Source organism: Kocuria sp. CCUG 69068 (genome assembly GCF_020833785.1).
GTDB classification, from domain to species: Bacteria; Actinomycetota; Actinomycetes; order Actinomycetales; family Micrococcaceae; genus Kocuria; species Kocuria rosea.
The window spans coordinates 1-13,285 of sequence record NZ_PDDL01000019.1 but is presented as its reverse complement, the minus strand read 5'-3'; the positions used below and the strand labels follow the sequence as shown (position 1 = coordinate 13,285).

At 72.9% G+C, this 13,285-nt stretch carries 13 protein-coding genes and 1 pseudogene; 7 read left to right on the top strand and 7 right to left on the bottom strand.

Features of this window, described 5'->3' with window-relative positions; all coding sequences use genetic code 11:
• Positions 1-22 precede the first annotated feature (22 nt).
• Positions 23-742 (bottom strand): FadR/GntR family transcriptional regulator, encoded by a 720-nt coding sequence (locus CRM73_RS05850; RefSeq protein WP_229587128.1) that lies wholly within the window; start codon positions 740-742, stop codon positions 23-25.
• Positions 743-1,000: 258 nt separating this feature from the next.
• Here CRM73_RS05850 and CRM73_RS05845 point away from each other — a divergent pair, with 258 nt between their 5' ends.
• Together CRM73_RS05845 and CRM73_RS05840 are read left to right on the top strand one after the other, a co-directional pair.
• Positions 1,001-2,389 carry a four-carbon acid sugar kinase family protein gene (locus CRM73_RS05845; protein ID WP_229587127.1) on the top strand — a complete coding sequence of 463 codons (1,389 nt, stop codon included), beginning with the start codon at positions 1,001-1,003 and terminating at the stop codon, positions 2,387-2,389.
• On the top strand, positions 2,386-3,267 hold the full coding sequence (locus CRM73_RS05840; protein ID WP_229587126.1) for an NAD(P)-dependent oxidoreductase: 882 nt from the start codon (positions 2,386-2,388) through the stop codon (positions 3,265-3,267). The genes CRM73_RS05845 and CRM73_RS05840 overlap by 4 nt, the downstream gene beginning before the upstream one ends.
• A gap of 33 nt (positions 3,268-3,300) precedes the next feature.
• On the opposite strand, the gene CRM73_RS05835 is transcribed toward CRM73_RS05840, so the two are convergent.
• Entirely contained in the window at positions 3,301-4,215 is a 915-nt protein-coding gene (locus CRM73_RS05835; RefSeq protein ID WP_229587124.1) for a LysR family transcriptional regulator, read from the bottom strand.
• A 177-nt stretch (positions 4,216-4,392) separates the two neighbouring features.
• Between CRM73_RS05835 and CRM73_RS05830 the strand changes: the two genes are divergently transcribed.
• The 3 genes from CRM73_RS05830 (at position 4,393) to CRM73_RS05820 (ending at position 8,427) form a co-directional block, all read left to right on the top strand.
• Entirely contained in the window at positions 4,393-5,790 is a 1,398-nt protein-coding gene (locus tag CRM73_RS05830; RefSeq protein WP_017831831.1) for an MFS transporter, read from the top strand.
• Between the two features lie 121 nt (positions 5,791-5,911).
• The gene (gene mmsB, locus CRM73_RS05825) at positions 5,912-6,832 is read left to right on the top strand and encodes a 3-hydroxyisobutyrate dehydrogenase (protein WP_229587122.1); all 921 of its coding nucleotides are present in this window, start codon (positions 5,912-5,914) and stop codon (positions 6,830-6,832) included.
• A gap of 35 nt (positions 6,833-6,867) precedes the next feature.
• Positions 6,868-8,427, top strand: a complete 1,560-nt coding sequence (locus CRM73_RS05820; protein WP_229587120.1) for a CoA-acylating methylmalonate-semialdehyde dehydrogenase — start codon at positions 6,868-6,870, stop codon at positions 8,425-8,427.
• A gap of 81 nt (positions 8,428-8,508) precedes the next feature.
• Here CRM73_RS05820 and CRM73_RS05815 read toward each other — a convergent pair whose 3' ends face one another.
• Both CRM73_RS05815 and CRM73_RS05810 read right to left on the bottom strand, forming a co-directional pair.
• Positions 8,509-8,703, bottom strand: coding sequence for a CsbD family protein (locus CRM73_RS05815; protein ID WP_017831828.1), 195 nt, complete (start codon positions 8,701-8,703; stop codon positions 8,509-8,511).
• A 101-nt stretch (positions 8,704-8,804) separates the two neighbouring features.
• Positions 8,805-9,356, bottom strand: a complete 552-nt coding sequence (locus CRM73_RS05810) for a MarR family winged helix-turn-helix transcriptional regulator (protein ID WP_017831827.1) — start codon at positions 9,354-9,356, stop codon at positions 8,805-8,807.
• Between the two features lie 148 nt (positions 9,357-9,504).
• Between CRM73_RS05810 and CRM73_RS05805 the strand changes: the two genes are divergently transcribed.
• Together CRM73_RS05805 and CRM73_RS05800 are read left to right on the top strand one after the other, a co-directional pair.
• Positions 9,505-10,194 (top strand): hypothetical protein, encoded by a 690-nt coding sequence (locus CRM73_RS05805; RefSeq protein WP_017831826.1) that lies wholly within the window; start codon positions 9,505-9,507, stop codon positions 10,192-10,194.
• Between the two features lie 94 nt (positions 10,195-10,288).
• Positions 10,289-10,483 carry a hypothetical protein gene (locus CRM73_RS05800; protein WP_017831825.1) on the top strand — a complete coding sequence of 65 codons (195 nt, stop codon included), beginning with the start codon at positions 10,289-10,291 and terminating at the stop codon, positions 10,481-10,483.
• Here the strand turns inward: CRM73_RS05800 and CRM73_RS05795 are convergent.
• From CRM73_RS05795 to CRM73_RS05785, 3 genes and pseudogenes are all read right to left on the bottom strand, one after another.
• Positions 10,462-10,920, bottom strand: a complete 459-nt coding sequence (locus CRM73_RS05795) for a hypothetical protein (protein WP_109243585.1) — start codon at positions 10,918-10,920, stop codon at positions 10,462-10,464. The genes CRM73_RS05800 and CRM73_RS05795 overlap by 22 nt on opposite strands.
• Before the next feature lie 43 nt (positions 10,921-10,963).
• On the bottom strand, positions 10,964-12,334 hold the full coding sequence (locus CRM73_RS05790) for an acetamidase/formamidase family protein (RefSeq protein WP_229587118.1): 1,371 nt from the start codon (positions 12,332-12,334) through the stop codon (positions 10,964-10,966).
• Between the two features lie 331 nt (positions 12,335-12,665).
• Positions 12,666-13,285: pseudogene (locus tag CRM73_RS05785) on the bottom strand (hypothetical protein); the annotation flags it as partial.

Below are 13,285 nucleotides of genomic sequence, written 5' to 3'. Positions count from 1 at the left end.
ACAGTCCTTCGTCAGGTGTCGTTCAGCGGTCGGCCGGGGAGAGGTCCCCGAGCACGTAGGTCTTCAGATCGGCGAGCGTCTGCTGCATGTGCTCGTCCATGGCCTGGCGGGCCCGCACGGGGTCGGCGGAGCCCAGGGCGGCGACGATCCTGCGGTGCTCGTCGATGGCGTGGGCCTGGATCTCGGGCACCCGTGAGGTCTGGGCCCGCCGCTCCTCCAGCACCCGGTGCAGCGGTGCGAACAGGACGGCGATGAACACGTTGCCGGAGGCCTGCAGGATCCGCTCGTGGAAGCGCAGGTCGGCGCGCACGAAGGCCGCCACGTCCTGGGCTCGGTGGGCGTCCTCCATGGCGTCGGCGTCCCGGGCCAGCCCGGCCAGCTCGGCGGCGGACAGCCGTCCGGCCGCCAGCTCGCAGGCGCCGGTCTCCAGGAAGCGGCGCAGCTCGATCAGCTGCACGGCGGCCGCCGCGTCGTCCTGCCCCTCGGAGACCGCCCGGATGACCGCGTCCAGGGACGCCCACTGGGACACGGGGTTCACGAAGGTCCCGCGTCCGCGCTCCACGCGAAGGATGCGCTGGGCGCCCAGGGTCCTGACCGCCTCCCGCACCGTCATGCGGCTGACCTGGTGCTCCGCGCTGAGGTCGATCTCGCCGGGCACCACCGAGCCCGGGGGGAGGTCCCCGGCGACGATCCGGTCGAGGAGGGCGTCGGCGACCTGGTCGACCAGGGACGGGCGGGCCATGGTGCTCCTCTGCGGTGAGGTGGACGGCGGAGGGCAGCTCCTGCGTGCTCCGCCCGTGACAGGGGATCCTATCAACCAGGGAATGTCAGATGTCCGAGCTGTCAAGGGACGACTCCCCCGGCCGCGCGCGGCATTCCTGCCGTTGACCACGTGTCCCACGACACATAGCATGTCTGACATCTTACAGGTGGAGTGTCGGTTTGGAACCGACCGGGACCTGAGGACCGTCCTGACCGCTCCCCGAGAGGAAGTCCCCGCATGACCGTTCCCCGGACCCTGCTCGTGCTCGACGACGACCCGACCGGCTCCCAGTGCGTCCACGACGTCGACGTCGTCCTCGAGCTCGACCCCGCCCCCGTGCTGGACGTCGTCCGGCACCCCGGGCGCACCTGCTTCGTGCTCACCAACAGCCGGGCCCGGCCCGAGGCCGAGGCCGTGGCGATCAACACCGAGCTCGTCTCCGCGGTGCTGGAGGCCCTCGCCGCCGAGCACCTGCCCCTGCCCCACCTCGTCTCCCGCAGCGACTCCACGCTGCGCGGGCACGTCATCGCCGAGCCGACGGCCCTCGCCGACGTCCTCGCCCGGCACGGGGTGGCCGTCGACGGGTTCCTCCTCGCCCCGGCCATGCTCGAGGCCGGCCGCTACACCGAGGACGACGTCCACTACGCGGTCCTGCAGGGCCGCCCCATGCCCGTGGGGGAGACCGACTTCGCCGCGGACGCCACCTTCGGCTACTCCTCCTCCGACCTCAAGGACTTCCTCGTGGAGCGCTCCGGCGGGACGCTGGACCGGGACGCGATCCTCTCCATCGGCCTGACGGACATCCGCTCCGGGGGCGTGGACGCGGTCGCCGGCATCCTGCGCCGGGCCCGGGACCGGGCCTGGGTGGTCGTCAACGCCACGGAGTACGCGGACCTCGACACCGTGGCGCAGGCCCTGGCCGTCCTCGAGGCCGAGGGCCGCACGTTCGTCACCCGGTGCGGCCCGTCCTTCGTGCGGCCCCTGGCCGGGCTGACCGGCTCGCGCGAGCTCGGCCCGGAGGACATCGTGGTGGGCCCCGGGCGGCTGCCGCACGGACTCGTGGCGGTCGGCTCCCACGTGGGGCTCACCAACCGCCAGCTCGCCGAGCTGCGGACCCGCCGCGACCTCTTCGAGGTCGAGCTCCACGTGCCCACCCTGCTCGACGACGACGCCCGCCCCGGCTACGTGGCCGACGCCGTCGCGCGGATCACCGAGGCGCTGCGGACCAGCGACGCGGTCGTGTGGACCAGCCGCGAGCTCGTGCGCACGGACGACCCCGACGAGTCGCTGGCCATCGCCCGGTCGGTCTCCGACGCGCTCGTGGAGGTCGTGCACGGGGTGGCGCAGGCCCGCCCGGCGTGGGTCGTGGCCAAGGGCGGGATCACCTCCCACGAGGTGGCCCACCGCGGTCTCGGCATCCGCCGGGCCACCGTGGCCGGCCAGTTCTTCCCCGGCCAGATCTCCATGTTCCAACCCACCGACGCCCCGGACACCACCCGGGGCGGGCCTTACGTGGTCTTTCCCGGCAACGTGGGCACCGAGAGCGCCCTCGCCGACGTCGTGGAGGTCCTCGACCGGGCCGCCGCACACACCCGCACCTCTGACTCCCAGGAGAACCCGTCATGAGCACACCCCTGTCCGTCGGCTTCCTGGGACTGGGCGCCATGGGCGCCCCCATGGCCCTCACGCTGGCCCGCACCGGCTTCCCCGTCCGCGGCTTCGACGTCTCCCCCCGCGCCGGGGAGGTCGTGGGCGACGCCCTGGAGCTGCTGGCCGATCCCCGGCAGGCGGCGGCGGGGGCCGACGTCGTCGTCGTCATGGTCGCGACCGGGGCGCAGCTGCACGACGTCCTGTTCGGCGAGCGCGGCATCGCCGACGCCCTGGACCCGGACACGGTCCTGCTCGTGATGGCGACCGTCGGCCCCCAGGCCGTGGAGTCCGCCGCGCAGGGCCTCGAGGGCCGCGGTGTCCGGCGGGTCGTCGACGCCCCGGTGTCCGGCGGCACGGCGCGCGCCGCCACCGGGGACCTGCTCGTGATGGTCGGCGGCGCGGACGAGGACGTCGCCGCGGTCCGGCCGCTGCTGGACGCGATGGCCGCCAACGCCCCGCTCGTCGGCCCCCGGGTGGGCGACGGGCAGCGGTTCAAGGTGGTCAACCAGCTGCTGTGCGGGGTGCACATCGCCGTGGCGGGCGAGGCGCTGGCCCTGGCGGACTCCATGGGCCTGGACCCGGCGCAGTGCCTGGAGGTCCTCTCGACCGGGGCCGCCACGTCCTTCATGTTCGAGGACCGCGGGCCGCGGATGCTGCAGGGCGAGCAGGCCGAGGTCCGCTCCGCCCTGGACATCTTCGTCAAGGACATGGGCCTGGTCACGGACGCCGCCCGGGCGGTCGCCCAGCCGGTGCCGCTGGCCTCGGCGGCCGAGCAGCTCTACGTGCGCGGCCGCCGCGAGGGCCACGGCCGGCACGACGACTCCTCGGTCTTCGACATCCTCCGCTCCCGGTAGGGCGCACTCCGCGGGGACGGCGTGCGGCGCGGTTCAGTCCGTGTTCGCCGCCGGGGCGGCGATGAGCTCGTCCTTCATGTCGGCCACGGCCGCGCGGATCGCGGTCATGACCGCCCGCACGGCGGGCCGGCGCAGCAGGTCGGCGCGGGAGACCACCCAGTACTCCACGGGGAACCACAGCTCCTGGGGGAAGAGCCGGACCAGGTCCCCGGCCCGCTCGGCGAGATAGCAGGGCAGCAGCCCGACCCCGGCGCCCGCCCTGGTGAGCTCCACGTGCACCACCGAGGACGTCGCCCCCACGCCCTGGCGCATCCGCGGGAACCGCCGGCGCGGGATGTCCAGCTCCGCGACGTCCTGCATGGAGTCCACGAAGTAGATGAGCGGGTGCTCCTGCACCTGGTCAGGCGTGCGGATGGCCGGGTGGGCGGCCAGGTAGTCCCGGGAGGCGTAGACGCCCAGGGAGTAGTCCGCCAGGTGGAAGGCCTCCTTGCGGGAGACCTCCGGGCGCCCGACGACCACCTCCAGGTCGATGCCCACCGGGTTGGTCTGCGCCCGCCGTGCCGCGTTGATCATCTCCAGCCGCACCCCGGGGTGCTCCTCGATGAGCCGCCGCATGGCCGCGCCCATCACCACGCCGCCGAAGCCGTCCGGGGCCAGCGCCCGCACCACGCCGTTGACGGTGCTGCCGCGCCCGCCCGCGCCGAGCGGGAGGGAGCCCAGCGCCGCCTCGATCTCCTCGCCGGCGGCCACGAACTTCCGGCCCAGCTCGCTGGGCTCCCACATCTCCCCGGTGCGCACGAGCAGCCGGGCGCCCACGGTCTTCTCGAGCGCCGCCATCCGCCGCGACACGGTCGTGTGACTGAGCCCGAGGTCCGCGGCGGCGCCGGCGTAGGAGCCGTGGCGGACCACCGCGAGCAGCAGCAGGAGGTCGTCGGCACCGTGCGACAAGGGGCTTCTCCTCCCGGGGGCTGGACCGGCCCGGGGGAACGCACACGACCGGGTGGCATGTGCATTTTTGCACAGGCGCCGCGAGCGCATGGTCATTGTGAAGCGCACCACATATCCGCACACTGTAGGCAAACATTGTGACCACCGTCACCGTTTCCCCAGCAGGAGGAGAACCACATGAGCACCGAGGACAGGGTCGCCGCGTCGGCGGACCCGAACGACTCCCCCGAGAACCGGGGCGGGCTGAAGAAGGTCGTGGCGGCCTCGATGGCCGGCACGGTCGTGGAGTGGTACGAGTTCTTCCTCTTCGCCACCGCGTCCACCCTGGTCTTCGGCCAGCTCTTCTTCGTGGACACCGGCAACCCGCTGGACGGCATCCTCAAGGCGTTCCTGATCTACGCGGTCGGCTTCATCGCCCGCCCACTGGGCGGCATCGTCTTCGGCCACTTCGGCGACAAGTACGGGCGCAAGCACCTGCTGCAGATCTCGATCGTCATGGTCGGCGCCGCCACCTTCCTCATGGGCTGCCTGCCCGGCTTCGAGCAGGTCGGCTACTGGGCCCCCGCCATGCTGGTGGTCCTGCGCTTCGTGCAGGGCTTCGCGGTGGGCGGCGAGTGGGGCGGCGCGGTCCTGCTCGTGGCCGAGCACTCCCCCAACAAGGAGCGCGGCTTCTGGTCCAGCTGGCCGCAGGCCGCCGTGCCCCTGGGCAACCTGCTGGCCACCGTCGTGCTGCTCACCCTGTCCTTCACCCTCTCCGAGGAGGCCTTCCTCTCCTGGGGCTGGCGCGTGGGCTTCTGGCTCTCGATCGTCATCGTGGCCATCGGCTACTACATCCGCACCCACGTGACGGACGCCGCGATCTTCAAGGAGGCCCAGCAGGAGGTCCGCGAGGAGAAGTCCGCCGCCTACGGCGTGGGCGAGGTCTTCCGCCGCTACCCCCGCGGCGTCTTCGGCGCCATGGGCCTGCGCTTCGCCGAGAACATCCTCTACTACGTGGTGGTCACCTTCTCGATCACCTACCTGTCCACCCAGCGTGACGTGGACACCAGCCGGATCCTGCTCCTGCTGCTGATCGCCCACGTGATCCACGCGATCTGCGTGCCGCTCGTCGGCCGGGCCACCGACAGGGTGGGCCGCCGCCCGATGTACGCCGCGGGCGCCTTCCTCGGCATCTTCTGGGCGTTCATCGCCTTCCCGATGTTCAACACGGACAACAGCTTCATCATCCTGGCGGCCATCACCATCGGCCTGATGATCCACGCGCTCATGTACGCCGGGCAGCCGGCCATCATGGCCGAGATGTTCCCCACCCGGATGCGCTACTCGGGCGTCTCCCTGGGCTACCAGGTGACCTCGATCGTGGCCGGCTCGCTGGCCCCGATCATCGCCACCGCCCTGCTGCGCGAGTTCAACTCCTGGGTGCCGATCGCGATCTACATCGCCATCGCCTGCCTCATCACCCTCTTCGCGGTGTGGACGCTGCGCGAGACCAAGGGCATCTCCCTGCAGGACATCGACGCCGAGGACCGGCGCCGGCTCTCCGAGGAGAAGTCCGCCGAGGACCGGACCTCCTGATCCCCGACCCCAGCACCCACCCGCGCCCAGCGGCGGACCGGCTCCCCGGTCCGCCGCTGGGCGCGCTGTGCACGACCCCCAGCTCCCGACACCCTCGACACCTTGCAGAAGGGACTCCCCGATGACCACCATCACCTGGATCGGCCTCGGCCACATGGGCAACCCGATGTCCGCCAACCTCGCCAGGGCGGGCTACGACATCCGCGGCCACGACGTCAGCGCCGACGCCATGGCGGCCGCCCGCGACCGCGGCGTGCAGACCTTCGACACGCTGGAGGAGGCCCTCCAGGGCGCCGACGTCGTGTTCACGATGCTGCCCAAGGGCGAGCACGCCCGCGCCGTCTACCTCGGCGACAGCGGCGTCATCGCGCTCGCCCCGGAGGACGCGCTGCTCATCGACAGCTCCACCATCGACGTGGAGACCGCGGAGGAGCTCCACCGCGCCGCCGAGGACGCCGGCTTCCGCTTCGTGGACGCTCCGGTCTCCGGCGGGATCAGCGGCGCGGCCGCGGCCACCCTGACCTTCATGGTCGGCGGGAAGCCCGACGTCGTGGAGCAGGCCCGGACGTTCATCGAGCCCATGGCCCGCAAGATCGTGGCCACGGGCCACGCCGGCACGGGCCAGGCAGCCAAGATCGTCAACAACATGATGCTGTTCATCTGCCTCGAGGCCTGCGCCGAGGGCTCCGTGCTCGCCGACCGGCTGGGCCTGGACCCGCAGGTGTTCTGGGACATCGCCTCGGTGTCCTCGGGCAACTCCTGGGCGCTGCAGACCTGGTACCCCGTGCCGGGGATCGTGGACTCCGCCGCGGCGAACAAGAACTTCGAGGCCACGTTCAGCGCCGCCCTCGCCGCCAAGGACGCCGGCCTGGCGCTCATGGCGGGCGAGCAGACCGGCGTGGAGCTGCCCGCCGCGGAGCTCGTGGCGGAGAGGCTGCAGCAGCTCATCGACGAGGGGCTCGGGGACAAGGACTGCTCCCTCATCACCAAGTACGCCGCGCCGGACGGGAAGATCCCGGGCTGGGACCCGGACAAGGCCTGAACGGCGCCGAGACCACCACGACCGAGGAGGACACCATGCAGAACACCAAGCAGGACGCCGAGGCCCGCACGCAGCAGGACGCCGAGCGGGGCGCCCGGGACCCCCGGACCACCGGCGCGGTCATCGAGCACTTCATCGACGGGAAGCGCCACGGCGGGTCCGGACGCACCGCGGACGTCTACAACCCCGCGACCGGGCAGGTGGCCAAGCAGGTGCTGCTGGCCTCCGCCGAGGACGTCGCCACCGCGGTGGAGGCCGCCGAGCTCGCCCTGCCCGGATGGCGGGCCACCGGACTGTCGAAGCGCTCGGCGATCATGTTCAAGGTCGAGAACATCATCCGGGAGCGCACCCCGGAGCTGGCCGCCATCATCACCGCCGAGCACGGCAAGGTCCTCTCGGACGCGGCCGGCGAGGTCGCCCGCGGGCTGGAGAACGTGCAGTTCTGCGCGGGACTCATGCACCACATGAAGGGGGAGTTCCTCGAGCAGGCCGCCACCGGGGTGGACGTGCACCAGACCCGCCAGCCGGTGGGCGTGGTCGCCTGCATCACCCCATTCAACTTCCCCGCCATGGTCCCGCTGTGGATGATCACCACCGCGATCGCCGCCGGGAACACCGTGATCCTCAAGCCCTCCGAGCGGGACCCCTCGGCGGCGGTGTGGATCGCCGAGGCCTTCGCCGAGGCCGGGCTGCCCCCGGGGGTGCTCAACGTGGTGCACGGGGACAAGGAGGCCGTGGACGAGCTGCTGACGAACCCGCTGGTCAAGGCCGTGTCCTTCGTGGGCTCCACCCCCATCGCCCGGTACATCTACGAGACCTCGGCGCAGCACGGCAAGCGCGTCCAGGCCCTGGGCGGGGCGAAGAACCACATGGTGGTCATGCCGGACGCCGACCTGGACGGGGCCGCCGACGCCGCGATCTCGGCCGCCTACGGCTCCGCCGGGGAGCGCTGCATGGCGGTCTCGGTGCTCGTCACCGTGGGGGACGTGGCCGACCCGCTGATCGAGCGGCTGAAGGAGCGGATCGCGAAGCTGACCATCGGGGACGGCACCGACCCGGCCTCCGAGATGGGCCCGCTCATCACGAGGGCGGCCCTGGACCGGGTCAACGGCTACGTGACCGGGGCGGAGGCCGAGGGTGCGACCGTCGTCGTCGACGGCACGCAGCAGGAGTTCGACGGCGAGGGGTTCTTCACCGGCGTCTCGCTGCTGGACCACGTGAGGCCCGGGATGAAGGCCTACGACGAGGAGATCTTCGGCCCGGTCCTGTCCGTGGTGCGGGTGGACACCTACGAGGAGGCCGTGCGGCTGATCAACACCAACCAGTTCGCCAACGGGGTGGCGGTGTTCACCCGCGACGGCAAGACGGCCCGGCAGTTCGAGTTCGAGATCGAGGTCGGCATGGTCGGGGTCAACGTCCCCATCCCGGTGCCGATCGGCGCGTTCTCGTTCGGCGGCTGGAAGAACTCCCTCTTCGGCGACACCCACATGTACGGGCCGGAGGCGTTCAACTTCTACACCCGCCGCAAGCTCGTGACCACGCGCTGGCCCGAGCCCTCGGAGTCCCAGATCAACCTGGGCTTCCCGACCCACTGACGGGTCCGCCGGGGTCCCGGCCATGACGAGGCCGGTCCCCGCCCTCGGTTCGGAGGGCGGGGACCGGCGTGCGCGCCCCGGTCAGCTCTTGAGGCCGTCGCCGATGTTGCGGGCGGCGTCCTTCAGGTGCTCGCCGGCCTGCCGGGTGGTCCCGGCCGTCTTCTGCGCCTGGCCCTCGGCCTGCAGATCGCGGTTGTCGGTGGCGTCACCGACCGCCGCCTTGGCCGAGCCGACCGCCTTGTCGGTCGCGTTGCGGATCTTGTCGTCGAGTCCCATCGGGATCTCCTTTCGTGCCCCGGCGTCCTCGGCCGGGGGTCTTCGGCCGGGGTGCTGCGCCGTGGGGCCGGCGCGGGGGCCCGGCGGGGCGGGGCGCCGGCTCAGGCGGCCCCGGGTCCGGGGTGCCGGCAGTCCTCGACGTGCTCGTGGAGCTGCCGCTCGTCGACGGCCTCGACCGCCTCGGCCATCGCGTGCAGGAAGGCGGTCACGGTGGCGGCCTCCTCGGCGGACAGATCCCGGGCGGCACGGAGCATCCGCTCGTGCATGGCGCCCAGGGTGGAGCGGACCTCGCAGTCGGCCTCCTGGGTGGCCACGATCACCAGCGCCCGCCGGTCCGTGGGGTGGGGGCGGCGGGCCACGTGGCCGCTGCGGGAGAGCCGGTCCAGCAGCGTGGTGGTGGAGGCCGAGGAGATGCCCAGCTTGCTCGCCAGGTCCCGGGGGCTCATGGGGGTCCCGGCGCGGTCGGCCTCCAGCAGGTAGCGCAGGGCCAGCACGTCCTTCTCCCCCATGCCCATGGAGTCGCGGGTGCGCAGCCGCATGGCGGACTCGGCCGCCCGGTAGGCCCGCAGGGCCTCGAGCACCTGCACGGCCGGAGGACGGTCGCCCTCGGCGGCGTACCAGTAGCCGGACGAGGTGCGGGGATGTGCGGTCATGCGTCCAGTGTAGGTGATCTACAAATCAGATGAACTGATAACTAGACAATCTAGTAATACTGCTGTTCGATGGGATCGTGTGGTCCTGTGAGGGAGCGCACGCCGTCGCAGAGGAACACCGCAGGGTACGTGAGGAAGAGGTCGGAAGATGAGCCAGCAGCTGCACCCCGGATCCACCGTCGAGACGACAGAGCACTCCCCCCTCCGGGCGGTCCGGAACGACCCCGGGGCGGTTCCCGCCGCCCCCGTGCACTGCGGCGAGCCCATGCCGGTGCGCACCCTGGACTTCGCCGAGGTGCAGGACCACGTCAACCACGCCGTGGCGCAGGCGGCGATCGACGGCCGCCGGGTGCACGCCTGCGCCTGCGGCTTCCTGCAGGAGACGCCGGTCCCCGGAGGCACGGTGCCCTCGATCGTCCCCGACGGCGAGGCGATGCTTTTCCGCCCGTTCTTCACCCGGCGCGTCCTCGCCGCGGCCGGACGGGTCGAGAACGCCGAGTGGTCCTTCGACCAGGCCCTGGCGGACGCCGGGCCTCTTGCCGCCCCGGACGCCCAGGAGCAGGCCCGGCGCCTGTGCGCCTACGAGGCCGGCCTCGAGGCCGAGCGCTGGCGGCTGGACCAGGCCCTCGAGTCGCTGCGCGACGAGCTCCGCCTGGCCGTGCGCCACGGCGTGCCGATCACCCTCCTGGCCCGCGAGGCGGCCCTCGACGAGGCGGACGTGGTGGACCTGCTGCACCTGGGCGACATCCCCGCGACGTCCCCCGCGCACTCCTCCGCGAACTCTCCGGCGACCTCTCCCGCGGACGGGACCGGCCGCGCGCTCGCCGAGGCCTGCTGAGCCCCCCCCCCCCCCCCCCCCCCCCTGGGCCGCGCGTGCCGGGCCGCTACGCTGGAAGGGCCCCGCAACGCCGCCGCGCCCCGGAAGGACGCCCGTGAAGTCGATCGTCGCGACCCTGCTCGTCCTGGCCCTGGTGCTGACCTCGGCCGGGGCGCTGCTGACCACCGTGGACGCCCAGGAGTGGCTGCCCGTCGTGGTGCTCGCGGCCCTCGCCTACCTCGGGACGTTCACCCTGTACCGGCGCGTGCGGGACCGCTGGGCCGAGCGCTACGCCGACCGCCGGGACTGATCCCGGCGGGAGCGGCGCCACGACCGCCACGCCCCGGTGGACCACAGGGCCCACAGCACGAGCAGCGGCTGGAACAGCAGCCGCACGGCCCGGGCCCGGTCGGTGTCCAGACCGAAGGCGTCCGTGCGCGTGAGGTACTGCGAGACGTTGCCCGGGAACACGGCCACGAAGAACGCCGCGGCGAGCCACCCGAGCAGCACCCGCCGCCGGGGCAGGACCACCAGCGCGGCGCCGAGGACGATCTCCACCACCCCGGAGCCGAGCACCACGGCGTCGTCGGGCACGGGCAGCCACTCGGGCACCTGGGCCGTGAACTCCTGGCGGGCCACCGTGAGGTGGCTGATCCCGGCGCCGAGCAGGGCGAGCCCGAGGAGCACCCGGGCGATCGTGCGCGGCAGGGAGGCGGCCGGTGCTGCCGGCCGGGCGGACGAGGTCATGCCCGCAGACTAGAGGTCATGCCCGCGAATCGACAGGGCAGGCTCAGGAGCGGTCGAAGTCCGCCTTGCGGATCAGCCCGTGCACCCCCACGGTGCGGTCCACCACCTGGGAGATGGCGAAGTCCGCGGCGGCCGAGAGGTAGGCGTAGGCCACGGCGCGCTCCATGCCCTTGTCCTGCTCGAGGAAGTCGAGGGCGTTGAGCACGGCCCGGCGCATCGCCACGTCCAGGTCGGAGTTCTGCTCCCCGCCGGCCGCGCCGTCCGGGTCGGAGAGCCCGATCGGGATCCAGTGCTCGTCCGTCTCCGCGAACGGGTAGGAGTGGGCCACGGAGGGCGCGTCCCCCTCCCCGGCCTTGCAGACCGTGAGCCGGAACGTGCCGCGCAGCGAGCCCTCCATCGCGGTGAGCGCCACCTCGCCGTCGCCCATGGCCATGTGCGGGTCCCCCACGTAGAACAGGGCGCCGTCCGTCTGCACGGGCAGGTAGAAGGTGGAGCCCACGCCGAGGTGGCGGATGTCGATGTTACCGCCGCCCAGCGTCGGCGGGATCGAGTTGAGCAGGTCGTCGGTGGGCCCGGAGCCCTGCTGGTATGCGACGCCCATCATGCCCATGAACGGGCGCAGCGGGAACCGCACGGTCCCGCCGGCCATGACGCCCTGACCGTGCTCCACCGGGGTGAACGTGGAGACGTTGCCGTACTCCTGCGGGTTGCCCGTGGACCGGCCGTCCGTGCCCACCGCCGGCAGCACGTCCTCGACGAGGATGTCGGCCACCGGCCCGCCGCGGGCGGGGCCCGGCAGCGCGCCCTTGCCGTGGCGGCTCGAGACCACCCCGTACGGCACGCGCAGGTCGGCGTGCAGGGTCTCGATCTTCAGGACGTCCCCGGGACGCGCCTCCTCGACGAACACCGGGCCGGTCACCACGTGCGGGCCGTCCCGGTCGAAGTCCCGCTCGGTGCGGTCGTAGTCGCGGGCGATCTCCACCGCGTCGTCCAGGACCCGGGCGCGGGAGACCCCCTGCGCGCCGAAGAACTCCACCGGGTCCCGGCCCTGGTCCTCGAGGATCCCCTCGTGGGAGACGGCGTCGATGGTGACCGTGCGCCCCGAGCGCATGCGCAGCGAGGGCTCGGCGTCCACGGACGGGACGTAGCCCCACAGCACGCTGTCCACGTCCGAGGGCAGGTAGTGGTCCCCGGGGATCCTGCCCTTCCCGGGCTGCAGGACGGAGCCCCGGAAGCCGGAGCGGCCGCCCTTCGGGTGCTGGGCGCCCATCGGGACGGCCGCGGAGGCCGCGCCGACCCCGGTGCCGGTGACCGCGCCGGCGGCGGCCACGGCGGTGGCCGCCCGGAAGAAGGTGCGCCGCCCCAGACCCCGCTGGAGTTCGTCGGCGGCGCGGCGGGCGAAGTGCTCACTCATGGGTGGCTCCTGCGGTCAGGGGCGGCTTTCTCGAACGCCTACGACCATAGGGAGAGCGTGTTTCCGGTTCGGGGTCCCCGTGTTTCCGGGCCGTGACGGCGAGCGCCGAGGGCGGGAGCGGGGGTTGGACAGGTCACCGGGCGCCCCGGCCGTGGTGCTACCGGCGGCGACAGCCCGACCTCGTTGTCGGGACCGCGCACGGACGCCCGCGTGACCTGCGTCACCCACAGTAGGGGTTACCGGGGGGTCCGGCATGTCCCATGCGAAATATGACGGTTACGAATGCACATCGATCGGGGCGGGTCGGCGGAACCCGTGGCGAGGTGCTGATTCAGCGGAAGTCGGCCTTGCGGATCCGGCCGTGGGCGCCCGCGGAGCTGTCCTCCAGCCGGGTGACGGCGAACTCCGCGGCGCTGGAGAGATAGGCGTGGGCGATGGGCCGGTCCATGCCGCGGTCCCGGGCCAGGAAGTCCACCCCGGCCCGCACGGCCTGCTGCATGGCCGCGGTCAGGCAGAACGTCTGCTCGTCGGCGTCCTCCGTCCCGGAGCGCCCGACGACGATCCAGTGCTCGTCGGTCTCGGCGAACGGCTGCCGGTGCGCCACGGCGGGCACGTCCTGGGCGCCGGTCCGGCACACGGTCACCCGGAAGGTGCCGCGCAGGGGCTGCCCGGCCGCGCCGAGGGCCCGGTGGAGCTCCCGGGGGCAGAAGGCGGCCCCGTCAGCACGGACCGGCAGGTAGGCGGTGCACCCGGTCCCGAGCGGACCGTCGGACGCGCCGGGGTCCGCGACCCGGAGCACCTCGACCTTGAGCGCGTCGCCGGAGCGGGCCGCCGGCAGGAGCACCGCGCCGGTGACCACGTGCGGGCCGAGCCCGTCGAGGGCGGGGACGTCGTGGGCGGGGACGTCGTGCCCCTCCTCCGCCCGGGGTGCCGCGGGGGTCCCGGCCGCCG

Bases quoted from the DNA above. Each gene is read 5' to 3' on its own strand.
- CRM73_RS05820 (WP_229587120.1), top strand. From the start codon at position 6,868: ATGCAGAACACCAAGCAGGACGCCGAGGCCCGCACGCAGCAGGACGCC.
- mmsB (WP_229587122.1), top strand. From the start codon at position 5,912: ATGACCACCATCACCTGGATCGGCCTCGGCCACATGGGCAACCCGATG.
- CRM73_RS05850 (WP_229587128.1), bottom strand. From the start codon at position 742: ATGGCCCGCCCGTCCCTGGTCGACCAGGTCGCCGACGCCCTCCTCGAC.
- CRM73_RS05840 (WP_229587126.1), top strand. From the start codon at position 2,386: ATGAGCACACCCCTGTCCGTCGGCTTCCTGGGACTGGGCGCCATGGGC.
- CRM73_RS05790 (WP_229587118.1), bottom strand. From the start codon at position 12,334: ATGAGTGAGCACTTCGCCCGCCGCGCCGCCGACGAACTCCAGCGGGGT.
- CRM73_RS05810 (WP_017831827.1), bottom strand. From the start codon at position 9,356: ATGACCGCACATCCCCGCACCTCGTCCGGCTACTGGTACGCCGCCGAG.
- CRM73_RS05830 (WP_017831831.1), top strand. From the start codon at position 4,393: ATGAGCACCGAGGACAGGGTCGCCGCGTCGGCGGACCCGAACGACTCC.
- CRM73_RS05845 (WP_229587127.1), top strand. From the start codon at position 1,001: ATGACCGTTCCCCGGACCCTGCTCGTGCTCGACGACGACCCGACCGGC.
- CRM73_RS05795 (WP_109243585.1), bottom strand. From the start codon at position 10,920: ATGACCTCGTCCGCCCGGCCGGCAGCACCGGCCGCCTCCCTGCCGCGC.
- CRM73_RS05805 (WP_017831826.1), top strand. From the start codon at position 9,505: ATGAGCCAGCAGCTGCACCCCGGATCCACCGTCGAGACGACAGAGCAC.
- CRM73_RS05815 (WP_017831828.1), bottom strand. From the start codon at position 8,703: ATGGGACTCGACGACAAGATCCGCAACGCGACCGACAAGGCGGTCGGC.